Below are 24,275 nucleotides of genomic sequence, written 5' to 3' on the forward strand. Positions count from 1 at the left end.
TGTCATGCAGGGCGCGTGGTGGGCGCGGCAGCCTTGGGCAGACCCTTCTTGTCGAAGGAACGGATGTTGTCGATCGACAGGCGCACTTTCTCGCCCACCGTGAGCTTCGTGTAGCGGCGCTCGCCCTCGCGGCTGAGTTCCTTCTGCAGCGCGAAGACCGACTGCGGCCGCGACAGCGGATCGAGCGACATGCACCACTCGACCACCTCGATCAGGTTGTCGGAGTACACGCCGCGCAGGCGCGAGAGCGACAGGCTGAGGCGGTCCTTCTCGATGCGCCGGGGTGCGTCGTTGGGCGGGTAGCCCTGCATGCAGGCGTAGATGCAGGCGCCGATGGCGTAGATGTCGGTCCAGGGGCCCATGGACGAATCGCGCCGGTACATCTCGGGGGCCGCGAAGCCGGGGGTGTACATCGGGCGGATGAAGATGCCTTCCTTGCTGAGCACTTCGCGCGCGGCGCCGAAGTCGATCAGCACGGCGCGGTCGTCGTCGGTGACGAAGATGTTGGCCGGCTTGATGTCCAGGTGCAGCATCTTGTACTGGTGGACGATGCGCAGCCCGCGCAGGATCTCGTCGAAGAGCGAGCGGATGGTCGACTCGCGGAACACCTTCTGCTTCTTCAGGTCGCGCGCCGTGACCACGAAGTCCTGCAGGGTGGCGCCCTCCAGGTAGTTCATGACCATGTAGACGGTCTCGTTCTCGCGGAAGAAGTTGAGCACGCTGACCACAGAGGCGTGCGAGATCTGCGCCAGGGAGCGCCCCTCTTCGAAGAAGCTCTTCAGGCCCAGCCGGTACAGCGACAGCTTCTCCGGCGGCACCTGCGGCGCAAGCTCGCCAGGCCCCCGCGTGGCGAGCGAGGACGGCAGATATTCCTTGATGGCCACCTGCTGTCCGCTGGAATCGATGGCGAGATAGACGACACCGAATCCGCCCGCGGAAAGCCGGCGTACAACGCGGTAACCACCAATGACCGTATCGGGCGGCAGGGGCGTAGGCTTGACCTTTGACATAATCCGGGAGTTTCGCCCGAAGGCGATGGTGCGGCAAGCGAACGCCGTGCCGACGCCTCGGTGCATGCAAGCAAAACCACAGTGAGGCGCAATGCCAGTTTACAGCATGACCGGCTACGCCAGCGGCCAGAACGGGCCCGCAGGCAGCCACTCCGAAGCCGAGGCACGGCCTTCCGCCACGGGCCGGCTCGGGGTTGAAATCCGCTCGGTCAACAGCCGCTTCCTCGATCTCACCTTCAAGCTGCCGGAGGAGCTCCGCCAGCACGAAACCGCGCTGCGCGAACTGCTCACGGCCAAGCTCAAGCGCGGCAAGGTCGAAGTGCGCGCCGCAATCGAAAGCACCTCTTCCTCGGGCGTGGTCGAGCCCTCCGTCAAGCTGCTGCAGCGGCTGAACGGCGTGCAGGACAGCATCAGGGCCTGGCTGCCGGGCGCGCGCGAGCTCAGCGTGGCCGACGTGCTGCGCCTGGCCGGCGGCGACAGCGCCACCCGCGGCGACTGGGGCCCCGACCTGCTCGACGTGACGGGCAAGGCGCTCGAGGGCCTGATTTCGGCCCGCCAGCGCGAAGGCACGCGGCTGGCCAAGATGCTCGAAGCCCACCTCGAGCAGCTGCGCGCCCTGGTGCAGCAGGCCGGGCCGCTGGTGCCGCAACTGGTCGAACAGCAGCGCACCCGCTTCCTGGAACGCTGGCAGGAGGCCATGGGCCTGACCGCCGGAGCCGGCGGCACGCCGCCCGAGGCCGCGCAGGACCGCGCGCTGACCGAAGCCACCGCCTTCGCCATCCGCATCGACGTGGCCGAAGAACTCACCCGGCTGAACTCGCACCTCGACGAAATCGAGCGGCTGCTCAAGAAGGGCGGCGAGATCGGCAAGCGCCTCGATTTCCTGATCCAGGAGCTGCATCGCGAGGCCAACACCCTGGGCTCGAAGTCGGCGGCGCTGGAACTCACGCGCATCGGCGTGGACATGAAGGTCCTGATCGAGCAGATGCGAGAGCAGGTGCAGAACATCGAATGACGACGAAGACGAGCGAAAGAATGGATTACCCCGGCAATATCTTCGTGGTGGCGGCCCCCAGCGGCGCGGGCAAATCGAGCCTGGTCAAGGCGCTGATGGAACTCGACTCGGCAGTGCAGCCTTCGGTGTCCCACACCACCCGGTCGCCCCGCGGGCAGGAAAAGCATGGGCGCGAGTACTTTTTTGCCTCCCCGACGGAGTTCGACGCGATGATCGCGGCCGACGGCTTCGTGGAATGGGCCCACGTGCACGGCCACCGCTACGGCACCTCCAAGAAGGCCATCGAGGAGCGCATCGCCCAGGGGGCCGACGTCATCCTCGAAATCGACTTCCAGGGCGCGCTGCAGATCCGCAAGACCTTCGCCAACGCAGTCATGATCTTCATCCTGCCGCCCAGCTGGGAAGAACTGCGCTCCCGGCTCGAACGGCGCGGCGAGGACAGTGCCGCGGTCATCGAAACCCGGCTGAAGAATGCGGCCGAAGAGATGGCCCAGGCCGGACAATTCGACTTCGTTATAATCAACGAGTTATTTGAGCGGGCACTTTTCGATCTCAAGGCGATCGTCCACGCTCAGCGGCTCCGGTATTCCGCGCAACGCCGAGCGCGCGCCGACACCTTCGCCGCACTGAACATCCCCTGATTTTCGAGCTCACCGCTCCCAGACCGACCGAAAGATTCTCATCATGGCCCGCATCACCGTCGAAGATTGTCTCGTCAACATTCCGAACCGCTTCCAGCTCGTCCTGGCCGCCACCTACCGTGCGCGCATGCTGAGCCAGGGTCATGCCCCCAAGATCGAGAGCAAGAACAAGCCCGCCGTGACCGCGCTGCGCGAAATCGCCGAAGGCAAGATCGGCCTCGAAATGCTCAAGAAGGTGCCGGGCTGATCTGACGCAGCCCTGCAACGAAAAGGCACCGCAAAGCGGTGCTTTTTTTATGTCCGGACGCGTCCACACAGCGGTCACGCTAAAGTGGTAGCCATGAGCGCGGTTGCCAAATCTCAGTCCCATGCCCCCAAAGGCACGCCGAAGCCGAGCCCGGCGGCGCTGAATGCGGCCGCCGCGAGCTTTGCCGCGCTGACCGCTCGCCTGGACTACCTGAGCCCCGAAGACACCGAGCTGGTCCGCCGTGCCTACCGCTTCGCCGACGAAGCGCACCTCGGGCAGTTGCGCAACAGCGGCGAGCCGTACATCACCCATCCCATCGCGGTGGCGGCGCAATGCGCCGAATGGAAGCTCGATGCGCAGGCGCTGATGGCCGCCCTGCTGCACGACGCCATCGAGGACTGCGGCGTCACCAAGCCCGAACTCATCGAGCGCTTCGGCGCCCCGGTCGCCGAACTGGTCGACGGGCTCACCAAGCTGGACAAGCTGCAGTTCAACACCCGCGAGGAAAACCAGGCCGAGTCGTTCCGCAAGATGCTGCTGGCCATGGCGCGCGACGTGCGCGTCATCCTGGTCAAGCTGGCGGATCGCACGCACAACATGCGCACGCTGGCCGATGCGCCGCGCGAGAAATGGGGCCGGATCTCGCGCGAAACGCTGGACATCTACGCACCCATCGCGCACCGCCTGGGGCTGAACCAGACTTATCGCGAGCTGCAGGAACTGTCGTTCCGGCATCTGAAACCGTGGCGTTATGCAACGCTGTCGAAGGCCGTGGCCAAGGCGCGCGGCCGCCGGCGCGACCTGATCCAGAAGGTGCAGAAAGAGGTCGAGGCCGCGTTTTCGGCCGCCGGCATGACGCTGCGGATCGCCGGTCGCGAAAAGACGCTTTATTCCATCTACCGCAAGATGGAAGAAAAGCACCTGAGCTTCGCCCAGGTGACCGATATCTACGGTTTCCGCTTGATCGTGCCGAACGTGATCGCCTGCTACACCGGGCTCGGCATCCTGCACCAGATGTACAAGCCCCTGCCGGGCAAGTTCAAGGATCACATCGCGATCGCCAAGCTCAACGGTTACCAGTCGCTGCACACCACGCTCGTGGGGCCGGCCGGCGTGAGCGTGGAATTCCAGCTGCGGACCGAGGCGATGCACGTGGTGGCCGAATCGGGCGTGGCAGCGCACTGGCTGTACAAGGCGGCCGAGCCGAACGCTGCCAGCAATGACCGGCTGGGCACCAAATGGCTGCAGTCGCTGCTCGACATCCAGGACGAGACGCGCGACGCCGCCGAGTTCTGGGACCACGTCAAGGTCGACCTGTTTCCCGACGCGGTCTACGTGTTCACGCCCAAGAGCCAGATCATGGCGCTGCCCCGCGGGGCCACGGTGGTCGACTTCGCCTACGCCATCCACAGCAACATCGGCGACCACACCTCGGCTGCGCGCATCAACGGCGACCAGGTGCCGCTGCGCACCGAACTCAAGAACGGCGATGTCGTCGAGGTGATCACGGCGCCGGTGTCGACGCCCAATCCGGCCTGGCTGGGTTTCGTGCGAACCGGCCGGGCGCGCTCCAAGATCCGTCATTACCTGAAGACGCTGGCGCATGCCGAGTCCGAAGGCCTGGGCGAAAAGCTGCTCGCTCAGGCGCTGCGCGCCGAAGGGCTCAGCAAGCTGCCCGAGGAAGACGAGGAGCACCAGGCGCTGTGGGAAAAGCTGCTGCGCTTCACCGGCAACCGCACGCGCTCCGAACTGCTGACCGACATCGGCCTGGGCAAGCGGATCGCGAGCATCGTTGCGAAGCGGCTGGTGTCGATGCTTTCCGAACTGGGCGAACGGCCTGACGCGTTGCTGCTGAGCCGCGAGCGCTTCATCTCGCACGAGACGGTGTCGCAGGGCGCGGTCACGCTGGACGGCAGCGAGAACTCTTCGGTGCGTTTCGCGCTGTGCTGCCGGCCCATTCCCGGCGACCCGATCGTCGGCTATCTCGGCCATGGCGAAGGCTTGGTGGTGCACACCGAAGACTGCGGCGTCGGCCAACGGCTGCGCCACAAGGACAGCGAGCGCTTCTTCGCCGTCGAGTGGGCGGACGAGCCCACGCGCGCCTTCGAGACCGGGGTGGTGATCACCGTGCGCAACGACAAGGGCGTGCTGGCGCGCGTCGCAGCGACGCTGGCCGATGCGGAAGCCGACATCACGCACGTGGAAATGGCCGATGAAACCCCGCAGGATTCGACCGACCTGCGTTTCGTGATCGCGGTACGCGATCGAACGCATCTGGATGCCGTGCTGCGCGCGGCGCGGCGCACGGCATCGGTGCTGACCGCCTCCAGGACGGTTCCGGCTCCCTGACCTGCCGTTATTCCGCAGCCCGACGCGGCGCCGGATAGCTCACGGAAAGAATCTCGACTTCGTGCGCGCCGCCGGGCGTAACGAGCTTCACCACGTCACCTTCGCGTGACTTCAGCAAGGCCCGCGCGATCGGCGAGATCCAGCTGACCTGCGACTTCGCACTTTCCGCTTCGTCGATTCCAAGGATCGTCACGCTGCGTTCGTCGCCCGTCTCGTCTGCATAGAGGACGGTGGCGCCGAAGAAGACCTGGTCGCGACCATGGTGCACCGACGGATCGGTGACCTCGGCGATCTCGAGGCGCTTGGTGAGAAAGCGGATGCGGCGATCGATCTCGCGCAGGCGCTTCTTGCCGTAGAGGTAATCGCCGTTCTCCGAGCGGTCGCCATTCTTGGCCGCCCAATGGACGGTCTCGACGATCTTCGGACGCTCCTCGTCCATCAGCTGCAGCAGCTCGTCGCGCAGCCGCGCATAGCCTTCGGGGGTGATGTAGTTCTTGCCGCCCGCAGGCAGCGGAGGCGAAGCGCCATCGGCGCCGTCGTCGTCTCCGTCGGAATCCGTTTCCTTGGTGAATGCCTTGTTCACGCCGATCCTCCGAAAAGAAAAAAGCCCGCAACTCGCGTTGCGGGCTTTCTTTATAGTGGTGCGGCTGGCAGGAATCGAACCCACGACCCCTTGGTTCGTAGCCAAGTACTCTATCCAGCTGAGCTACAGCCGCACAGCTTGCGATTATAGCCCGCTTTGCAGGCAAATTTCGAATATCTCAGGCTAATTGCAACGAATGCCTGAAAAAGAAAAAAGCCCGGAAGACGAATCTCCCGGGCTTTTTCAAGATGGTGCGGCTGGCAGGAATCGAACCCACGACCCCTTGGTTCGTAGCCAAGTACTCTATCCAGCTGAGCTACAGCCGCGAAGCTTTCGATTATAGCCTGTTTTTGGCTGCTCCCCGAAAGCATGGCAAGACTTTGCAGTATCGAATCGCCGAGGGAGCGGTGGTAGGCCGTGCTGGGCTTGAACCAGCGACCAACGGATTATGAGTCCGCTGCTCTAACCAACTGAGCTAACGGCCCACGCGGCACGATTCTATTCGCGCCGACGAGCCTACTTGCGATGGCTCAGCGCATTGGTCACCAGGCGCGACGTGATGTCGACGATCTGGATCATGCGTTCATAAGGCATGCGCGTCGGCCCGATCACGCCCAGCGTGCCCACGACCTGCCCGTCGACCTCGTAGTTGGCGCTGACGATGGAAAGCTCCTCGAACGGCACCACCTGGCTTTCTCCACCGATGAAGATGCGCACGCCCTCGGCCTTGCTCGACACGTCGAGCAGCCGCATCAACTGGGCCTTCTGCTCGAAGAGCTCGAAAGCGCGGCGCAGTTGCCCCATGTCGCTGGAGAAGTCGCTCACCGCCAGCAGATTGCGCTCACCCGAAATCACGACGTCGTCTTCCTGCGCCTCGGTCAGCACTTCCGAGCTGACCTGCACCGCCGCCTGCATCAGCGTGGCGATCTCGCCGCGCAGCTTCTCGATCTCGGACTGCAGCCGGTCGCGCACCTGTTCGATGGTCAGGCCCGCATAGTTGGCGTTGATGTAGTTCGAAGCCTCGACCAGCTGCGACTGCGAATAGTCGGCCTCCGGAAAGATCACCCTGTTCTGCACGTCGCCATCGGGCGAGACGATGATCACCAGCAGGCGCCGCTCCGACAGCCGCAGGAACTCGATCTGCTTGAACACCGACGCGCGCCGCGGCGCCATCACCACGCCGACGAACTGCGACATGTTCGACAGCAGGTGCGCCGCATTGGCGATCACCTTCTGCGGCTGGTCGGGCGCGAGGCTCGGCGCGGTCATCTGCTCGCGCTGGGCGGTCAGCATGGTGTCGACGAAGAGGCGATAGCCGCGGTGCGTGGGAATGCGACCGGCCGAGGTGTGCGGGCTGGCGATCAGCCCCAGCCCCTCAAGGTCGGACATGACGTTGCGGATGGTTGCCGGCGACAGATCGAGCCCCGAGGAGCGCGACAGCGTGCGCGAACCCACAGGTTGCCCATCGGCGATGTAGCGCTCGACGAGCGTCTTGAGCAGCAACTTGGCACGGTCGTCCAGCATTGCAAGATTTTAGTGTTGTACGTTGAAAAATTCGGGAAAAGGCGACGCATAGCCTAGCTCACTCGCCGGGCACGAGCCCCGCCCCAACTGCGGCGACTCACCCCGCACCTCACCAATGCCGACCTCACTGCCGTCGGCGACACCCCAAACAGCGAGGCCACCTCGCCCAACGTGAACCCCTCGGCATAGAGCTTGACTGCGACACCAGCCTCCTCGCCAGTCACCAGCGACGTACGCCCAAACTGGACCCCACGCGCCCGAGCCGCCACCCTGCCAGCCTCGCAACGCTCACGGATGATGGCCCGCTCGAGCTGGGCCACGGCACCAAGAATTTGCAACACAAACTCACCCATGGCCGATGACGTGTCTATCGGCTCAGTCAGCGACTTCACCGCACACCCCGAACGCTTGAGCCGATCCAACAGTTGCAGAAGGTCTTTCAAGCTACGCGCGAGACGATCCAGCTTGTAGACAACCAACGTGTACCCTGGCTTCAGCGCATCAAGCGCCCGATGAAGCTCAGGACGAGCACCTACGCCGCTGGTCTTCTCAGCGTAAATCTCCCGTACACCAGCAACGCGCAAAGCATCCAGCTGCAGTCTCGTGTCCTGCTCGCTCGTTGACACCCGTGCATAACCAACCAGCATCTGATCCCCCAGAAACAAACCATCAAAAGATGGACGTATTTGGCCGCTCCAACGAAAAAATTCGCACGCTGACATCCGCCACCCCCTAACACGCGCCCCATGTACATTTCGCCGCATGCTCAAGTACTTACTAGCCGCAACACTGCTCGCCACAGCACAGGCAGAAGCTGCAACGCTCGAACCATACGAACTGCACAAATGCCAAGGTCGCGACCGGTTCTCATACTGGACAACCCCACCCTGCGCTGCAGGTGACAAGACCATCGCGACGTCCCCGCAAGATCCACGCAAACCACTGTCCGAACAGATACGCCGGGCCGAATGCATTGAGCAAGTAATGCGTCAAGAATTGAAAGACAACCCCGGCTTCAACCCAAGTCCGAGACGCGCCCCAAACACCAACCACTGCAACTAATCACCAGGAGCAACCTCCGTGCAGAGGTAGTAGCTATCGCGCCAGCGACCGATATGGTGCGTGACGATGACCTCGCCCTCCTCGAGCCAGAAACAGCGCGGAATCAGCTCCAGCAGGCTCACTCCCGTAAACCGCGTGGCGACCGACTTCGGCAGCGGCTGATCACCCTTCGAATGCGTGTAGCGCTGCTTGCCCTCAGGGAAGAGCTCAGCGTGCTTCAGGATGTACTTCGAGACGTAAGCAGCCATCTTGGCCAGCGACGACGTGAGGCCCCTGCCAGCCTTTTTCCCGCCCACGAAACACAGACCGTTGTCCTTCCCGACGATGGCGCGCCAAACCATCGTGCCGACGTGCTTCGCAGGCACCTTGCGCTCGATGAAGCCGCCTTCGACCTTCGCGGGAAACCGCACCTTGACGAACTCCGGGAGCTTGTAGACAGCCGCGTGGACGTGCCATGCACCACGCTGCTGCGGCTCGTAGCCTGCGCAATATCCAAAGCCAGGAATCAGCTGCGACATGCGGCGGAAGAACGCCCGCGCGTGCTTCTTACACAGCGCTTCGTCGGTCTGGTTCTCACGGTAGGTGAGGGTCAGCAGTTCGTTGAAGCCCATCGACTTAATGAACCTCCTGCAGGTGGTCTTTGCCCGTGACGCATTCCGCTTGCGCGCAGCCTCTTTACGCTCTGCCGCATCAGCCTCTTCGCGCTGCGGGTCCTTCTCACCGAGGATGGACTCCCAGTCGGGAGCCGGACCTATCTCGTGCCACTCGATAACACGCTGGGCAGAAATCTCCCGATGGCCATCGCATTCCCACACACGAACGTCGTAGGCGTCGTCCACGTATTTGCCTTCGTAGGCAATCCCATCCACAATCCGCTGCATCGCTGTTTCCCCAAGATAAGGCAGTGATCACGACCCGGGCAGCTGGCAGGCTGCGCCGGGTCTTTCTTTTGGCCCTTCGGGCCGACTTCAAAACTGGAATTCAGGCTCTCTTCGCTGGAGCTTGTCGTGAAGTGAGTTAGTAATAAATTGAGCGGCGGGCTGCGCCCGCCGCTCCGCGCAGCGTCGCAAGCTCCTCGCGCTTCGCTGCGTGCGCGCTCCACCGCCAATCCACCGCCCACGGCGAACAACGAGCAGGAGCCCGCATCCGCAGGCGTCTTCCGGCAAGCCAGAGACAAGGCAGGGGCACGTAAAACACCCAGCACCAGAGACGAGGTGCCTCCGCCACAAGGGCTCCGGCGTTTTGCTTTGCAGTAGAGGGAGCGCACAGGCAGGGGCACGTAACGACTACCCGCCAGTCGTGAAGCTCCACCTGGAGCCGGGCTGCACCCGAGGCCTCAACCCAGCATCAGCCGAGGCCGTAGAAACCGCTGCAGGCGCGCCGGGAGACTTGTCGCCCCCTTGGATCAAAACAGGTCCGGGAAGCGCTGGAACGGCCGATTCCGGGCCTTGCTGCGCCTTTGGCTGATCAACCGGTGTACGGGCACCTGTACTGCGCTCACCTTCGGGCAAGAACGCCAAGAACGTACCGTGCGCGACCAGCTGCCGGCACATCGACAAATCCACCGGATAGGGCGTCGCATCCTGCGTATAGCACTTGCAGCCGACTGACTTCATTTCAACGCACGCGGCAGGCACCGGAACACGCTTCGGCTCGGTCAACTTGTCATAAGCGGGAGCGGTATGCATCACCGAGGGAACGCGCGGCTGATAGTCGGAAACGTACTCGGTGGCTGTACGAACACGCCCCGCGGCTGAAGGCTGACCAGAACCTGCAGGAGCCACCCCAGCCGCAGCCACGGATGACTGATCCTTCGGAGTGGTGGACTTCCGAAGGAACTGGAACGTCATATAGATGCACAGCGGAATGACCAGGAGCGCCGTGAGAAAAATCCAGACCTGACGCGGAATCTTGACCTTTGCCGTGTGCAGCTCAGCGGACTTGTACCAACCGAACACATCCTTAGGCAGCGCCTTCATGGACACGGTGCCAGCCTTACCCGCACCGGGCTTCTCAGGCCGGTCACACACCGCGAGGTAATCAATGTGACTGATGAGCGAAGAGCCGAAATTGCGCTTCAGGTGTCGATGCCAGCCCGGACTGGCGATGATCTTGCGGATGAAGGGATCGATGTTCCCCGGATGCTGCGTGAGCAAGAAGAAATCGAAACCGCGCTTGCGATGCTCACCAAGCATCTTCACGTGATCAGGCACCCTTGCACCAGAACTACGATCCGGGAAATCGTTATGGCACTCATCGAAAAAGAAGATCGCGCCATCGGGCACGCTCTCCCAATCCTTCGCCTCGATCTTGATCCAGCCGAACTCTTTCTGTTTCTCCTCCGTGAGGTCGAACCGACCGTTCCAATACACCGGGCGATTCTCTTTGACCTGCTTCTCGCGAACAGCCTTCAGCGTGAACGCAGTCTTCCCGGTGCCGTTCGCACCAGTCGTGAGATAGATGAAGCCAAGCGCCCGAGGTAACAGCGCAGCGCGCCAGAACGAGAACATGCTGCGCATCACTTCTTCACCCACGACTTCAACGAACCACCGGCCGCAGCCTGCATACCCTTGCGCGCCATGCGAGACACCAGCGCGCCAAACAGCATCGAGATGCACACGCCAACCTTCATCAGCCCGAGCACCTGTATCGACACCGCAGGAAGGCCCTGAATCGCGCTCAGCATCTGAGACTTGAACGCCCCGATACCAACGTTGATACCCACAGTCGTCGCAATACCGATCCCAAGCGCGAGAAGCACCTGACCCGTGAGAGACGGAAGCATCGCCCGGAAAGCGGTCCACAAAGCAGCAATGAGCCAAGGCATAGATCAGTCCTTGAAAACGATGAAAGCGCACGCCACAGCGGTAGCAGCGACCAACGCAACGCCGAGCCACTCAAGACCCTGACACGAGCGAGAGAGTGCGACGACGAACGAAAAACTATGACCACCGATATTGATCGGCACGGTCTGATCCGCAGGACAAGAGCCACCACCGAGCGCATCAGTCATGTCAGCGCCACCGCTCAAATCCTGAGTGAAGTTACCGGCGAGCGAACCAGTCTGGTCACCCGTCTTTGCAGCCTCAACCGCGTACTGCTGCGAAGCAGTCCCCGTCGTATCGAACAACTGACAGTTGCGCTTGTATTGCTCAAGAGCCATGGCATTCAGGATTGGGTCTTCACCCTTCGCCTGAAACCCAGTCGCACACGTGCCGGTAAACCCGCCGCCAGAACCACCATCACCCCCACCGCTGCACACCGAATTCCCGGGCGACTTTGAACACAAGCCCGTGGCCGTATCTGTCGAATTCGTCGTCGAACACGTTTGCGTACTCGAACCCGCTGGAGTCGTGCACTTCGTCGTATCGGTCGAACACTTCGTGCCACCCGCGTTGCACGTCGTCTCATCGTGCTCCGTGACCTTGCTGCCATCCGAATTCGTCGTGCTGCGATCTGCACCACCAGCCTTGCCACCATCAGACCCTGTGGGATAGCAGGACGTGGTGCCATTGACCGTCCCAGGAGCCTGACCCGCAGGACACGGAGACGGTGCGGGCAAGCCATCAGCAGGCTTCGGACTGGGGACCTTCGGCGGATCAGAGCCAACGACCGGAGGCGTTGCAGGAGACGGGTCTGTAGGCCCAGACCCAGTACCCTGACCAGCACCGATATCGCACTTACCAGCTATGGCAGACGTACCCGTGTAGTAGCCCTTCCCAACGCACCGATACCAACCATCACCCTGCTTCGGATCATTACCAAAAGCAACCTGATCGCACGTCGCATTGGCAACGGTCACAACGCACTTGCCGCCACCAACACTCTGGTACTTGTCGCACACACTCCACGAGCGGGAAATCGGGCCAGTCCCAGCGGCATTTAAGCCCTGATCCCTCAACCAATCCCCAGCACTCTGCCCAGCCAACGAAGAGCAGACATCGACAGGCACACACGCAGTATGCGAAGCGTTCTCGGTGAAACCGGTGTTGCACTGGCACCCACCACTGCCGGAGGTGCTATCAGCCGGACAGACACCGCTTCGCTGATCCTGAACCAACGTACCAGCAATAACGGTAGAGCCGCCGGCGTTCTTGGCGCTCACCTGACACGCAACACCGTTCGAATTGAGAACAGTCGTGGCATTGGTGTAATTGTTCGCTGCGGCATAGGCCTGCGCGGCATTCAATGCACCGGAACACGCAGCAGCATACGTCTCAGCCCATGACCCGTATGTCGTGGTGTAGTAGTAGCGATATTGCGTGACCGTCGGAACCGCAGCATGCGCAACACCCGCAGCAAATAGCAGCGCGGCAACGATCAGGCGGAAAACATGAGCCATGCCGCCCCCAACAATGCAATGACCACGTACACCCCCAACTGATCCATGACGGCCCCTTTACGAAGCAGCACCTATGCCGCTTTGGAAAGGGCTCAGGGGCGTCCCCCTGAGCGCCTAGCGCGATGCTTAGTGGATGCCCTTGCGAATCCAGCCGAACGCGGCCACGGCCACTACGACACCCAGAATCGCCACACCGATCAGGCCAACCGGAGTCAGCTGCGCGCCGATCGTGCCGACAGCGTCGGTCACGTCGACAGCAGCGCCAGCAGCGGCGTGCGACAGGCTGCCCAGGAGGGCGAGCGGCGAGCCCACGAGGGCGAGACGAGCGAATTGCTTCTTCATAGAACTTCCTTTCAGTTGTTGTCCGACATGGACGTTTGAATTTGGCGTTTGAGCAGGCCAAGAGCCCACCCCAACGCCCACACCCCGATCACCGCGACCGAGATTTGGAGGCCACCTTCAAGCGAGAGTTGAAAGGGCGGAATAGAGAGCTCGTGCACCACAGTGACGGTGCATGCAGACGAGCAGTCGATGACCGTAGGGTCAGCCATGGATCGAAGGCACCTTGCTGTGATCGCGATTGCGTGCGTCCTCGATCCGGTAACGACGCTCAACGACCAACAACGCCAGATCAAGCGCCTTGCTCAAGATCGTGGAAAACATGATCCCGGTGCATATGCCGAGCAGAACGACCCAAAGGATCAATCGCGTCAGATCGCCCTGCGGAACCACACAGCCGTCGATGAGACAGGCAAGCATCACTGTGCCTTCGGAGCCACGGGAGCAGGCTGCTTACCAACGGGCGTCAGACCCGTGAGCACCGCACCAATCTTGCGATCCTTCGGCGACGGCTTCAGCGAGAACTTCGCGCTGTAGGTGCCCACGGTAGGGGCCTTGTCGCCGCGCATCTGATCGCCCAACCGGAGGACACCGACTGCTTCAGGCGTACCGTCGTCATTGATCAAGATGCACTCGCACTCTTGGATTTGATACGGGCGGTTTTCGAAAGTCTTGTCCTGCACCGGACCGACCTTGATGATTTGGATAAGAGACGTTGCGTTCATAAGAGCTTTCTGTGCCGCTATTTCAGGCTTGAGGTTCTGGCGACATGCCAGCCGGAAGCCCTCGCACGAGGGCTACGAGCTAGCGAGTCAGAAGAGACGCCGTTGCACCCAGAACTCCCGGCGACGAATCAGGGACCAGCGTTGAGCGGGGGTCATGCAGCGCTCCCGATGGCCTTGGCGAGGGCGGCTTGCATGCCCGCCTCGAAGATGCTGCGCTCGATGGAGCGCCAGACGCGCTGACGGGCTTCGCTCAGTTCGTGCCATTCGCGAGGCATCGCCAGGCCATTCAGGGCGTGCAGTTCGCGCCACTGGCCATAGGTGCGTTCAGGGCTCATCGTGGTTGGCCCCGGCGTGTGCTGCGCGCTCACATCGGGTGTGCCCGCCTGCTGGCCGGAGACCGAGGGAGCGGCCAAGCTCGGCACAGCCTCGTTTACCTCTTGCGAGGCACCAGCAGGGGGGCACTCAGCTGCCTCGCACGGGATACCCAGCGTGGGGCAAGCCGTGCACGGCAAATCAAGCTCAGGGCAGAGCGCCACCTTGGCGAACTGCGGGAAAGACGTTTGTGAAAGCATGGCCGCTCCTGTAAAAAACTTAACTGGGTGTTAAGTGTCCGAATGATGATGGGCGACTTAACAGGTTGTCAAGCTTTTTCTTAACAGGGTGTGATGAAATGCTCCGGTTAAAGGAGCACGCGATGCAGACCACCATGCAACTCTTTGAGAGAGCGCTCAGCCACCACAAACAAGCCGAATGGGCTCGCCTACTGAACCTATCGGAGGCCGCTTTCTCGCAGGCAAAGAAACGAGGCCGACTGAGCCCAACGATGGCCGGAAGCATTGCCACACAACTAGGTGAGAATCCGACCCAATGGATAGCTATCGCTGCAATCGAAGCAGAACCCGACTCACCCGCGAAGAAGGCGCTCGTACGCGCCCTCAACATCGCAAAGTTGTAATTTGTGAGATATGACCTCACGCTTTCGTCACGTCGCCCTGATCGGCAAATACCAGGCTTCCGGCGCCCGGGCGCAAGCCGACGCGCGCGACAGCGTCATGGAAGGCATCGGAGCCTTCCTCGAATCGCAGGGCTGCACGGTCTACGTCGAACGTCCGACGTGCGAGGAAGTCGACGAAGGCGCTCCCGCCCATCCGCGCTACGAGGCCCTCACCGTCGAGGAAATCGGCCAGCGCTGCGACCTCGGCCTGGTGGTCGGCGGCGACGGCACCATGCTCGGCATCGGCCGGCAGCTCGCGAGCTACGGCATTCCGCTGATCGGCATCAATCGCGGCCGGCTCGGCTTCATCACCGACATCCCGCTGGACAACTACCAGGCCACGCTGATCCCGATGCTGGCCGGCGAATACGAGGAAGACCACCGCAGCCTGATGCAGGCACAGGTCATGCGCGACGGCGCCTCGGTGTTCGACGCCTTCGCCATGAACGACGTGGTCGTCAACCGCGGCGCCACTTCCGGCATGGTCGAGCTTCGTGTGTCGGTGGGCCGGCATTTCGTGGCCAACCAGCGCGCCGACGGCCTGATCATCGCCACGCCCACGGGCTCGACGGCCTATGCGCTGTCGGCGGGCGGTCCGCTGCTGCATCCCGCGGTGCCTGGCTGGGTGCTTGTGCCCATCGCGCCGCACACGCTGTCGAACCGCCCCGTGCTGTTGCCCGACGCCGACGAGATCGTCATCGAGCTGGTCGGCGGGCGCGACGCCAGCGCCAATTTCGACATGCAGTCGCTGGCCTCGCTCGCGATCGGCGACCGCGTGGTGGTGCGCCGCTCCGACTTCCGGGTGCGCTTCCTGCATCCGCGCGGCTGGAGCTATTTCGACACGCTGCGCAAGAAACTTCACTGGAACGAAGGGGGCTCCTGAAATGGCGCTGCGACGCATCGCACTGCGCGACTTCGTGATCGTGCGATCACTCGAACTCGACCTGTCCGGCGGCTTCACGGTATTGACCGGCGAAACCGGTGCGGGCAAATCCATCCTGATCGACGCGCTGCAGCTGGCGCTGGGCAATCGCGCCGATGCCGGCGCGGTGCGCGAAGGCGCCGAGCGGCTCGACGTGAGCGCTGAATTCGATGCCGATCCGGCCCTCGGCAGCTGGCTCGACGAAGGCGGCTTCGAAGCCGGCGACGCGCTGCTGCTGCGCCGCACCGTCGACCTGCAGGGCCGCAGCCGCGGCTGGATCAACGGCAGCCCCGCCACCGCCACGCAGCTGCGCGAACTCGGCGACCGCCTGCTCGACATCCACGGCCAGCACGCCTGGCAGAGCCTGACGCGGCCCGAGGCAGTGCGCGGCCTGCTCGATGCCTACGCCGGCGTGCGCACCGACGCGCTCGATGCCGCATGGCAAGCCTGGCGACAAGCGCTTTCCGCGCTCGAGCACGCGCGCTCGGCGCAAGACTCGCTGCAGCGCGAACGCGAACGGCTGCAATGGCAGATCTCCGAAGTCGCCAAGCTCGCGCCGGGCGCCGACGAGTGGGAGGAGCTCTCCACCAACCACTCGCGCATCTCGAACGCGCAGGCGCTGATCGACGCGGCACAGGGCGCCAGCCAGGCGCTCGAAGACGACGACAACGGCGCCCTCTCCGCGCTTCAGCGCGCGGCCACGCTGCTGCAGAACTGCGAGCACATCGAGCCCGAGTTCCGCGCGCTGGGCGAGGTGCTCGCCTCCTGCGTGGCGCAGGCCTCCGACGCGGCGCACACGCTGCACGGCTACCTTCGCGATGCCGACACCGACCCGCAAAGCCTCGCCGAACTCGACGAGCGCATGGGCCTGTGGATGTCGCTCGCGCGCCGCTACAAGCGCCCGCCGGCCGAGCTGCCGGCACTGCTGGCCGGCTGGCAGGCCGAGCTGCAGGCGCTCGACGCACAGAGCGATCTCGAAGGCCTGGAACGCGCCGAGCAGGCCGCGCAGCAGGCCTACATGAAGGAAGCCAAGGCGCTGGGCAAGGCCCGCAAGCAAGCCGCGCCGCGCCTCGGCCAGGCCGTCACCGACGCGATGCAGGGCCTGGGCATGCAGGGCGGGCGCTTCGAAGTCGAACTTCAGCCGCTGGCACAGCCCAGCCGCGCAGGCCTCGAGGACGTCGCCTTTCTCGTGGCCGGCCACACCGGCAGCACGCCCCGGGCCATCGGCAAGGTGGCTTCGGGCGGCGAACTGTCGCGCATCGCACTGGCCATCGCCGTCACTACCAGCCAGCTCGGAGCAGCGCAGACGCTGATCTTCGACGAGGTCGACTCCGGCGTGGGCGGCGCGGTCGCGGAGACCGTCGGCCGCCTGATGAAGCAGCTCGGCCGCGACCGCCAAGTGCTCGCCGTGACCCACCTGCCCCAGGTGGCCGCCTGTGCCGACCACCACCTCGTGGTGGCCAAGCGCCAGACAGCCGCCACCGGCAGCGACGGCCCGCGCACCGAGAGCGGCGTATCGCGCCTCGACGACGACAGCCGCGCCAGGGAAATCGCCCGCATGCTGGGCGGCGAGAAGGTTTCGCAGACCTCGCTCGCTCACGCGCGCGAAATGCTCGGCCACAAGACTTCGGCAGCCCTGCAATGACCCTCGATCTCGTGCTCATCACGGGCATGTCGGGTTCCGGCAAGTCGGTGGCCCTGCATGCGCTGGAAGACGCGGGCTACTACTGCGTCGACAACCTGCCGCCCGAACTGCTGACCTCGTTCATCGCGCTGCAGCACGAGCAGCAGGCCACGCGCGTGGCCATTGCCATGGACGTGCGAAGCGGCGTCTCGCTGCCCATCGTTCCGCAGCAGCTCGAGGCGCTGCGTCGCGACGGCGGCATCTCGCTGCGCTCGCTGTTCCTAGACGCGACCACCGACGCCCTGCTGCGCCGCTACTCCGAAACCCGCCGCCGCCATCCGCTCTCGCGCCAGGAAGGCCGCACCGACGCACCCGAGCAGCACCGCGTGCTGACCCAGGCCATCGAGCTCGAGCGCGAGCTGCTGGCCGACCTGCGCGACGGCGCCGACGTGATCGACACCAGCCTGATCCGGCCGGCGCAGCTGCAGAGCTACATCAAGTCGCTGATCTCGGCGCCGCAGAGCGCGCTGACGCTGGTGTTCGAGTCCTTCGCCTTCAAGCGCGGCGTGCCTCTGGACGCCGATTACGTGTTCGACGTGCGCATGCTGCCTAACCCGCACTACGTGCCGGCGCTGCGCCCGCTCACCGGCCGCGACGAGCCGGTGATCGAATGGCTGCGCGAGCACGACGACGTGGCGCGCATGTACGACGACATCGAGCAGTTCCTGACGCACTGGCTCGACGCGCTGGCGCGCGACCATCGCAGCTACGTGACGGTGGCCATCGGGTGCACGGGCGGACAGCACCGCTCGGTGTTCCTGGTCGAGCAACTGGCGCGCTCGTTCGGCGCCCGCTGGGGTGCGCTCAAGCGCCACCGCGAGCTCGACGCGATCTGATCGACTGGCGGGCCAACTAGGCCTCGCCGCCCTCCAACAGCTTGCGCATCGGCGCCGGCAGGCCCAGCCGGCTCCACTCCTGTGCCTCGACCCAGCGCGCGCCCTCGCCTTGCGGCTGGCCGTCCTGGATCTGCACCGGGTGCAGGTGCAGATCCTTGTGGGTCAGTACGTGCACGAAGGCCGGCATGTCTTGCACACCGCGTCGCGCCGCCGCAGGCAGGGCGGCAAGCAGCTCCTCGCGGCTGTCGAACACCGGCAGGCAGTAGAGCCCGGCCCAGATGCCCCTCGACGGCCGCTTCTCCAGCCACACGCGGCCTTGCGCATCGCGTGCCAGCAGCACCCAGAGCGACTGCGCACTGCGCTTGAGCTTGCGCGTCTTGACCGGGTAGCGCTCTGGCGCCCCCTCGCGCAGGGCCGCGCAGCTCTTCTGCACCGGGCAGATCATGCAGCTCGGCTTGCGCGGCAGGCACACCGTGGCGCCCATGTCCATCACGCCCTGCGTGTAGGACGCGATGGCTTCCTTTTCCTTCGCGGGCGGGAGCAGTTGCGTCGCCAAGTCCCACAGCGCACGCTCCTGCGCCGCGGAAGACATGTCGCCCGCGAAGCCCAGCACGCGCGTCAGCACGCGCTTCACGTTGCCGTCGAGGATCGCCACGCGCTCGCCGAAGCAGAAGGCCGCGATGGCAGCCGAGGTCGAGCGTCCGATGCCCGGCAGCGTGACGAGTTCAGCCGCCGTGCGCGGAAACTCTCCGCCGAATCGTGCGACGACTTCCTGCGCGCAGCGATGCATGTTGCGCGCCCGGCTGTAGTAGCCCAGGCCGCTCCAGAGGCCGAAGACCTCGTCCTCGGTGCCTGCGGCCAGAGCCTTCACGTCGGGAAAGCGTTCGAGGAAGCGCGCGAAATAGCCGAGCACGGTCGACACCTGCGTCTGCTGCAGCATCACTTCCGACAGCCACACGCGGTACGGGTCGCGCGTGTTCTGCCACGGCAGCTGGCTGCGCCCGTGGCTGCGCTGCCAGCTCACGATCTGCTCGGCGAAATCCGGGGGCAATGACAGGGTTGCAGTCGCCGCCATGGAGGCGGAATCTTCAGGCCGCACGCAGTTCGCCGATGGTGGCCGCTGGCTGCGGCCTTCCGTGCTGAGCGATCAGCGAAGTGAATTCGCGCAATTGCACATGCAGCTCGGCAAGGTTGCTTTCCTGCGCAGCGAGCTCGACCAGCCGCTCGTCGAGGTTGCCCGCCGCGCTCTGGATGCGCTCGATCGCCTCGATGCGCTTGCTGAAGTTGCGGCGGCGTTCCTTGAGCTGCGCATCGATCTGCGCACTGGCGCCCTTGCTCCAGCGCTCGACCTCGGTCATGGCGGCTTCGTTGACCAGCCTCAGCCGGCTGGCCAGCGCACGGACCAGCTTGTCGCAGAAGTCGGCCTGCGCGAGCTTCAGCAGGTTGCCCACGCCCAGGTAGTGGATGTGGCTGCGCTCGATCTGCGCCAGCTCCTGTTCGAAGCCCGTAAGGTCGGGCTCGGCCGGCGCCTGCAGGGTAAAGCCTTGCTCGGCGTTGAGCTGGCGGAAGGTGGCGTGCAGCATCGACTGGATCTCGGCCGTGGTCGCCTGCACCTCGCGCAGGTTGTTGCGCAGCGAGTCGAAGGTCTCGGCGTACACCTTGCGCACGTTGAACTTGACGCCGGGGCGCTTGAGCGCGGCCGAGAGCTTCACCATGTCAGCCTTCAGCGCGGTGCGCCCGAGCACGGCATACACCTCGCGCAGCAGCTTGCCCTGCACCGAGCGCAGCGCCAGGATGCGCGTGTTGCTGCCCTCGAACTCGGCATGCTCCTGGTCGATGCGCGCGCGCATGTGGCGGATCACCGAGACGTTCTTGCCGCGCAGCCCCTGCAGTTCGAGCGCCTGCTCGGACAGGTCGCGCTGTCGCACTTTAAGAATGCGCTCGGCCTCGGCGCGCAGCGCGGTCATGCCCGCGTCGACCGCGAGCCGCAGCATGGTTTCGCGCTTGCCGAGCACGCCTTCGGCGAGCAGCGATTCGAGCGCCGGCAGGCGGCTGGCCTGCAGCAACTGGCCGTCGTGCTGGATCTTGGCCTGCAGGCCCTTCTGCGCGGACACGGGCAGCACCTGCGCCAGCGGCACTTCGAGCAGCCGGGCCGCGCCTTCGCGCTGGCGCTCGATCTGCTGCTCGATCTGCGCGGGCGTGCTGAGCGTGTCCCACATGGTGTCGATCTTGTTGAGCACCACGAAGCGCGTGTCGTTGCTCTCGTCCTCGGTGATGAGGTGCTCGCGCCAGATGGAAAGGTCGGAGCGCGTCACGCCGGTCTCGGCGCCGAGGATGAAGACCACGGCGTGCGCCTGCGGAATCAGGCTCACCGTCAGCTCGGGTTCGGCGCCGATCGCGTTCAGGCCCGGCGTGTCCAGGATCACCAGCCCCTGCTCCAGCAGCGGGTGCGGCATGTTCAGCACCGCGTGGCGCCAGCGCGGAATTTCCACGCGGCCTTCGGCGTCCTGCACCGGGTTGTCGTCGGGCGTGTCGTCGTTCCAGAAGCCCAGCGTGCGGGCCTCGTCCTTGCTCACCCAGCGCACCTCGGCCACCTTGCCCATCGCCTGCGCCAACTGCTCGGCGTTGCCGACGTCGATGGCGATCTCGGTCCAGCGCGTGGGCTTGTCGCGCCAATGAGCCAGCGAATGAGGCTCCAGCCGGGTCTCGATGGGCAGCAGGCGCAGCTTGGGCGCATGCGCGGCGTCGTAGCCCAGCTCGGTCGGGCACATCGTGGTGCGGCCGGCGCTCGCGGGCATGATGCGCCGCCCGTAGCCGGCGAAGAAGATGGCGTTGATCAGCTCCGACTTGCCGCGCGAGAACTCGGCCACGAAGGCGACCATGACCTTGCTCGTGCGGATCTGCGTCTCGAGCCCGCGCAGGCGCTCAGCCACTGCCTGGTCGAGCAGCTCGTTCTCGGTCAGCCAGCGGGACAGCCACTGCAGCCGGTGGGCGAAGTTGCTTCGCCACGCACCGTGCTGATCGAGTTGTTGGTTGAAGGAGCGGCTCAAGGGGAATATGTAAGAAACAATTTACAAATATACATCGGCGGGCGTGCTGCCACCGTTTCTAGATTGTTTCTATTTTGCTGTTTCCATCGTGCGAGCCTGCGCCTACTTCTGGCAGTTGGGGCAGTAATAGGTGGAGCGCTGCCCCTGGCGCAACAGCCGGATCGGCGTTGCGCAAACCCGACAGGGCTCGCCGGCCCGGCCGTAGACAGTCGCTTCGAGCTGGAAATAGCCATTCTGTCCGTCCACATTGGAGAAATCGCGCAGCGTGCTGCCGCCCTTCTCCACCGCCCGCGCCAGGATCTCGCGCACCGCCGCATGAAGCTTCGCGGCTCGTGGACGGCTGATGCGCGCCGCCGACAGCGTCGGCCGGATGCCCGCCTGGAACAACGCCTCCGACGCGTAGATGTTGCCCACGCCCACCACCACGTCGCCCGCCAGCAGCACCTGCTTGACGGCGGTCTTGCGCTTCCTGAGGCCGGCATGAAAGGCGTCGAGGTCGAAACCCTCGTCCAGCGGCTCCATGCCAAGGCCGCCCAGCAGCTTTATTGCCCAAGGCGCGGACTCGTCTTCCACGTAAACAACTGCACCGAAGCGGCGCGGGTCGTTGAGCCTGAGGGTGCCGCGGTTGGTAACAAGATCGAAGTGATCGTGCGGGCCAGGCGGCGGCAGCGCGGCATCGAAGCGCAGGCTGCCCGACATGCCCAGGTGCAGCAGAAGGATGCCGCGGTCGAGATCGATCAGCAGGTACTTGCCGCGCCGGCGCACCTCGCGCACCTGCCGTCCGACCAGCGCCTCGGGCAGCACCATCAGCGCCCAGCGCAGGGGCTTGCCGATGCGCACCGCTTCGATGCGCCCGCCTGCGATGCGGTCGGCAAACCCACGGCGGGTGACTTCGACTTCGGGTAGCTCGGGCATGAAAAAGTAAATCTTCGGCAAACGCCAGCGGCAACGAAGCCCCACGCGATGCTCGTACAAAAGGCTGGATTATTATGGTCAGATGAATCTTTCGCCCCGCCGACACCGCCTTGCGGCGGCCGCGTCTCTTGCCTTGCTGGCCTGCGCCGTCCAGGCGCAATCCCCCGATCCCGCAGCCCCCACCAGCCCCGCTCCCGTCATCGAACGGCCGGCTCCGTCGAAGCCTGTGGTCAGGCCGCGACCGGCCGCAGCCAAGGCGGCCGCCGAACCCGCGCCGCTGCAGTCAGCGCTGACGGCCGACCTGTTCTACGAGATCCTGATGGGCGAGATGACGGCCCGTTCGGGCGATCCCGGTTCCGGCTACGCACTGGTGCTCGACGCCGCACGGCGGCTGCGCGACGGCAAGCTGTTCCAGCGCGCGGTCGAGATCGCGCTTCAGTCGCGCTCCGGCGACGCGGCGCTTGCCGCGGCACGGGCCTGGCAGGAAACCTTGCCGAACTCGCGCGACGCACGCCGCATCGAGTTGCAGATCCTGATCGCGCTGAACCGCATCAGCGAAACCGTCGAGCCGCTGCGTGCGGAGGTGGCGGCCACCTCGCAGATCGAGCGTCCGCTGCTGATGGCCGTGATCGCGCGCAACTACTCGCGCGCATCCGACAAGAAGCTGGCCGCCTCGGTGGTCGAGCAGGCGCTGGTCGACGAACTGAAGAGCCCCACCACCGGCGGGCTGGCCTGGGCCACCGTCGGCAGGCTGCGTCTCAACGCGGGCGATGCTTCCGGTGCGCTGGAAGCCGCGCGCAAGGGCCAGGAGATCGACCCGGCCTCCGACGCGCCCGCCGCTCTGGCACTCGAGATGATCGACCCCGGCCAGCCGCTGGCCGAACCGATCGTCACGCGCTTCCTGAACAACAACCCGAAGGCCTCGCCCGACCTGCGCGTCGCCTATGCGCGCGTGCTGGTCGAGAACCGCCGCTACAGCGACGCCTCCGCGCAGCTCCAGGCGCTGACCACTTCGCGCCCCGAGCTCGCGGAACCGTGGCTGCTGCTGGGCAGCCTGCAGATGCAGGCCCGGCAGGACGCCGCGGCCGAGGCTTCGATCAAGCGCTTCATCGAGCTGTCGGCCGGTTCGAAGAGCGGCAACAGCAAGGATGCCGACGATGCGGCCGACCGCAAGCGCGGCGTGTCGCAGGCGTACTTCGCTCTGTCGCAGCTGGCCGAACGGCGCAAGGACTATGCGGCCGCCGAACGCTGGCTCTCGCGAGTCGACGGCGCCGACGAGGTGGTGGCCGCGCAGACCCGCCGCGCGACCCTGCTGGCACGCCAGGGCAAGCTGCCCCAGGCCCGCGAGATCATCCGCGGTCTGCCCGAGCGCACGGCCGACGACAAGAAGCAGAAGTTCCTTGCCGAAGTGCAGCTGCTGCGTGACGCGAAGCAGTACCAGGCGGCCTACGACATGCTCGCCCAGGCCTCGGCAGCGTCGCCGGACGATGGCGACCTGGTGTACGACCAGGCCATGATCGCCGAGAAGCTCAATCGCCTCGACGACATGGAGCGCCTGCTGCGCCGCCTCATCGAGCTCAAGCCCGACAACCAGAACGCGTACAACGCGCTGGGCTACTCGCTGGCCGATCGCAAGATCCGGCTCGAGGAGGCACGCACGCTGATCCAGAAGGCGGTGCAGCTGGCGCCGGAAGATCCGTTCATCGCCGACAGCCTGGGCTGGGTCGAGTTCCGGCTCGGCAACACGGCCGAGGCCATCCGCATCCTCGAGGCGGCCTACAAGACCCGGCCCGATCCCGAGATCGGCGCGCACTTCGGCGAAGTCCTGTGGACCTCCGGCCAGAAGGACCGCGCGGTCACGATCTGGAAGGAAGCCCTGCTGAGCGACGCCGAGAACGAAACGCTGCAGGAAACGCTGAAGCGCCTGCGAGTGAAACCCTGACATGGCGCAGGCAGAGGCATTCGCGCCTGGGCAGGCCGGCCGGCGCGCTTTTCTGGCGGCGGGCGGGGCAGCTGCGCTGCTGGCTACCGGGTGCG

24 protein-coding genes and 3 tRNA genes are annotated in these 24,275 nt (G+C 64.8%); 9 read left to right on the top strand and 18 right to left on the bottom strand.

Annotated features, from left to right (window positions below; translation table 11 throughout):
* Nucleotides 1–2 precede the first annotated feature (2 nt).
* A complete protein-coding gene (locus tag SFB74_RS27370; RefSeq protein ID WP_019656438.1) occupies nucleotides 3–1,010 on the bottom strand; it encodes a serine/threonine protein kinase in 1,008 nt (335 codons plus the stop codon).
* A gap of 91 nt (nucleotides 1,011–1,101) precedes the next feature.
* Between SFB74_RS27370 and SFB74_RS27375 the strand changes: the two genes are divergently transcribed.
* The 4 genes from SFB74_RS27375 to SFB74_RS27390 all read left to right on the top strand — a co-directional run bounded on the left by SFB74_RS27375 (nucleotide 1,102) and on the right by SFB74_RS27390 (nucleotide 5,262).
* Entirely contained in the window at nucleotides 1,102–2,025 is a 924-nt protein-coding gene (locus SFB74_RS27375) for a YicC/YloC family endoribonuclease (RefSeq protein WP_432727562.1), read from the top strand.
* 20 nt (nucleotides 2,026–2,045) lie between these two features.
* A complete protein-coding gene (gene gmk, locus SFB74_RS27380) occupies nucleotides 2,046–2,666 on the top strand; it encodes a guanylate kinase (protein ID WP_432732006.1) in 621 nt (206 codons plus the stop codon).
* Between the two features lie 43 nt (nucleotides 2,667–2,709).
* Nucleotides 2,710–2,913 (top strand): DNA-directed RNA polymerase subunit omega, encoded by a 204-nt coding sequence (gene rpoZ, locus SFB74_RS27385; RefSeq protein ID WP_007835875.1) that lies wholly within the window; start codon nucleotides 2,710–2,712, stop codon nucleotides 2,911–2,913.
* Between the two features lie 93 nt (nucleotides 2,914–3,006).
* Nucleotides 3,007–5,262, top strand: a complete 2,256-nt coding sequence (locus tag SFB74_RS27390) for a RelA/SpoT family protein (protein ID WP_432727563.1) — start codon at nucleotides 3,007–3,009, stop codon at nucleotides 5,260–5,262.
* Nucleotides 5,263–5,269: 7 nt separating this feature from the next.
* On the opposite strand, the gene greB is transcribed toward SFB74_RS27390, so the two are convergent.
* The 14 genes from greB to SFB74_RS27460 all read right to left on the bottom strand — a co-directional run bounded on the left by greB (nucleotide 5,270) and on the right by SFB74_RS27460 (nucleotide 14,250).
* Complete coding sequence (gene greB / locus SFB74_RS27395; protein ID WP_432732007.1) at nucleotides 5,270–5,845, bottom strand: transcription elongation factor GreB; 576 nt, start codon at nucleotides 5,843–5,845, stop codon at nucleotides 5,270–5,272.
* A 56-nt stretch (nucleotides 5,846–5,901) separates the two neighbouring features.
* A tRNA-Arg gene (locus SFB74_RS27400) sits at nucleotides 5,902–5,978 on the bottom strand.
* 116 nt (nucleotides 5,979–6,094) lie between these two features.
* Nucleotides 6,095–6,171 (bottom strand) — tRNA-Arg (locus SFB74_RS27405).
* A gap of 82 nt (nucleotides 6,172–6,253) precedes the next feature.
* A tRNA-Ile gene (locus tag SFB74_RS27410) sits at nucleotides 6,254–6,330 on the bottom strand.
* Nucleotides 6,331–6,361: 31 nt separating this feature from the next.
* Nucleotides 6,362–7,369, bottom strand: coding sequence for a heat-inducible transcriptional repressor HrcA (hrcA, locus tag SFB74_RS27415; RefSeq protein WP_432727564.1), 1,008 nt, complete (start codon nucleotides 7,367–7,369; stop codon nucleotides 6,362–6,364).
* Between the two features lie 53 nt (nucleotides 7,370–7,422).
* Entirely contained in the window at nucleotides 7,423–8,343 is a 921-nt protein-coding gene (locus SFB74_RS27420) for a recombinase family protein (protein WP_432727566.1), read from the bottom strand.
* Between the two features lie 84 nt (nucleotides 8,344–8,427).
* On the bottom strand, nucleotides 8,428–9,312 hold the full coding sequence (locus SFB74_RS27425) for a rolling circle replication-associated protein (protein WP_432727568.1): 885 nt from the start codon (nucleotides 9,310–9,312) through the stop codon (nucleotides 8,428–8,430).
* A 405-nt stretch (nucleotides 9,313–9,717) separates the two neighbouring features.
* The gene (locus SFB74_RS27430; protein WP_432727569.1) at nucleotides 9,718–10,941 is read right to left on the bottom strand and encodes a zonular occludens toxin domain-containing protein; all 1,224 of its coding nucleotides are present in this window, start codon (nucleotides 10,939–10,941) and stop codon (nucleotides 9,718–9,720) included.
* Nucleotides 10,942–10,949: 8 nt separating this feature from the next.
* Nucleotides 10,950–11,258, bottom strand: coding sequence for a DUF2523 domain-containing protein (locus SFB74_RS27435; protein WP_432727570.1), 309 nt, complete (start codon nucleotides 11,256–11,258; stop codon nucleotides 10,950–10,952).
* A 3-nt stretch (nucleotides 11,259–11,261) separates the two neighbouring features.
* Nucleotides 11,262–11,594 (bottom strand): virulence factor TspB C-terminal domain-related protein, encoded by a 333-nt coding sequence (locus SFB74_RS27440; protein ID WP_432727571.1) that lies wholly within the window; start codon nucleotides 11,592–11,594, stop codon nucleotides 11,262–11,264.
* A 1,305-nt stretch (nucleotides 11,595–12,899) separates the two neighbouring features.
* Nucleotides 12,900–13,115 (bottom strand): major capsid protein, encoded by a 216-nt coding sequence (locus SFB74_RS27445; protein WP_432727572.1) that lies wholly within the window; start codon nucleotides 13,113–13,115, stop codon nucleotides 12,900–12,902.
* 201 nt (nucleotides 13,116–13,316) lie between these two features.
* Entirely contained in the window at nucleotides 13,317–13,532 is a 216-nt protein-coding gene (locus SFB74_RS27450) for a hypothetical protein (protein ID WP_432727573.1), read from the bottom strand.
* Entirely contained in the window at nucleotides 13,532–13,837 is a 306-nt protein-coding gene (locus SFB74_RS27455) for a hypothetical protein (RefSeq protein ID WP_432727574.1), read from the bottom strand. The genes SFB74_RS27450 and SFB74_RS27455 overlap by 1 nt, the downstream gene beginning before the upstream one ends.
* Nucleotides 13,838–13,989: 152 nt before the next feature.
* Nucleotides 13,990–14,250, bottom strand: coding sequence for a hypothetical protein (locus SFB74_RS27460; RefSeq protein ID WP_432727575.1), 261 nt, complete (start codon nucleotides 14,248–14,250; stop codon nucleotides 13,990–13,992).
* 281 nt (nucleotides 14,251–14,531) lie between these two features.
* Between SFB74_RS27460 and SFB74_RS27465 the strand changes: the two genes are divergently transcribed.
* Genes SFB74_RS27465 through rapZ form a run of 4 tightly spaced genes read left to right on the top strand, consistent with a single transcriptional unit; the run spans nucleotide 14,532 to nucleotide 18,273 of the window.
* Nucleotides 14,532–14,792, top strand: coding sequence for a hypothetical protein (locus SFB74_RS27465; RefSeq protein ID WP_432727576.1), 261 nt, complete (start codon nucleotides 14,532–14,534; stop codon nucleotides 14,790–14,792).
* A gap of 10 nt (nucleotides 14,793–14,802) precedes the next feature.
* Nucleotides 14,803–15,714, top strand: coding sequence for an NAD kinase (locus SFB74_RS27470; RefSeq protein WP_432727577.1), 912 nt, complete (start codon nucleotides 14,803–14,805; stop codon nucleotides 15,712–15,714).
* Between the two features lies 1 nt (nucleotide 15,715).
* Nucleotides 15,716–17,398, top strand: coding sequence for a DNA repair protein RecN (recN, locus tag SFB74_RS27475; protein WP_126471472.1), 1,683 nt, complete (start codon nucleotides 15,716–15,718; stop codon nucleotides 17,396–17,398).
* Nucleotides 17,395–18,273 (top strand): RNase adapter RapZ, encoded by an 879-nt coding sequence (gene rapZ, locus SFB74_RS27480; protein WP_093209708.1) that lies wholly within the window; start codon nucleotides 17,395–17,397, stop codon nucleotides 18,271–18,273. Before recN ends, rapZ begins: the two co-directional genes overlap by 4 nt.
* Nucleotides 18,274–18,289: 16 nt before the next feature.
* On the opposite strand, the gene mutY is transcribed toward rapZ, so the two are convergent.
* The 3 genes from mutY to mutM form a co-directional block, all read right to left on the bottom strand.
* Nucleotides 18,290–19,348: an A/G-specific adenine glycosylase gene (mutY, locus tag SFB74_RS27485; protein ID WP_432727579.1), complete on the bottom strand. Its 1,059-nt coding sequence runs from the start codon at nucleotides 19,346–19,348 to the stop codon at nucleotides 18,290–18,292.
* A gap of 13 nt (nucleotides 19,349–19,361) precedes the next feature.
* Complete coding sequence (locus SFB74_RS27490) at nucleotides 19,362–21,323, bottom strand: dynamin family protein (RefSeq protein ID WP_432727580.1); 1,962 nt, start codon at nucleotides 21,321–21,323, stop codon at nucleotides 19,362–19,364.
* 102 nt (nucleotides 21,324–21,425) lie between these two features.
* A complete protein-coding gene (gene mutM, locus SFB74_RS27495; protein ID WP_093307999.1) occupies nucleotides 21,426–22,238 on the bottom strand; it encodes a bifunctional DNA-formamidopyrimidine glycosylase/DNA-(apurinic or apyrimidinic site) lyase in 813 nt (270 codons plus the stop codon).
* Between the two features lie 82 nt (nucleotides 22,239–22,320).
* Between mutM and SFB74_RS27500 the strand changes: the two genes are divergently transcribed.
* Entirely contained in the window at nucleotides 22,321–24,180 is a 1,860-nt protein-coding gene (locus SFB74_RS27500; protein ID WP_093308001.1) for a tetratricopeptide repeat protein, read from the top strand.
* The last annotated feature ends 95 nt before the right edge of the window (nucleotides 24,181–24,275 follow it).

This window comes from Variovorax xiamenensis (assembly GCF_050916385.1).
Taxonomy (GTDB): domain Bacteria; phylum Pseudomonadota; class Gammaproteobacteria; order Burkholderiales; family Burkholderiaceae_C; genus Variovorax.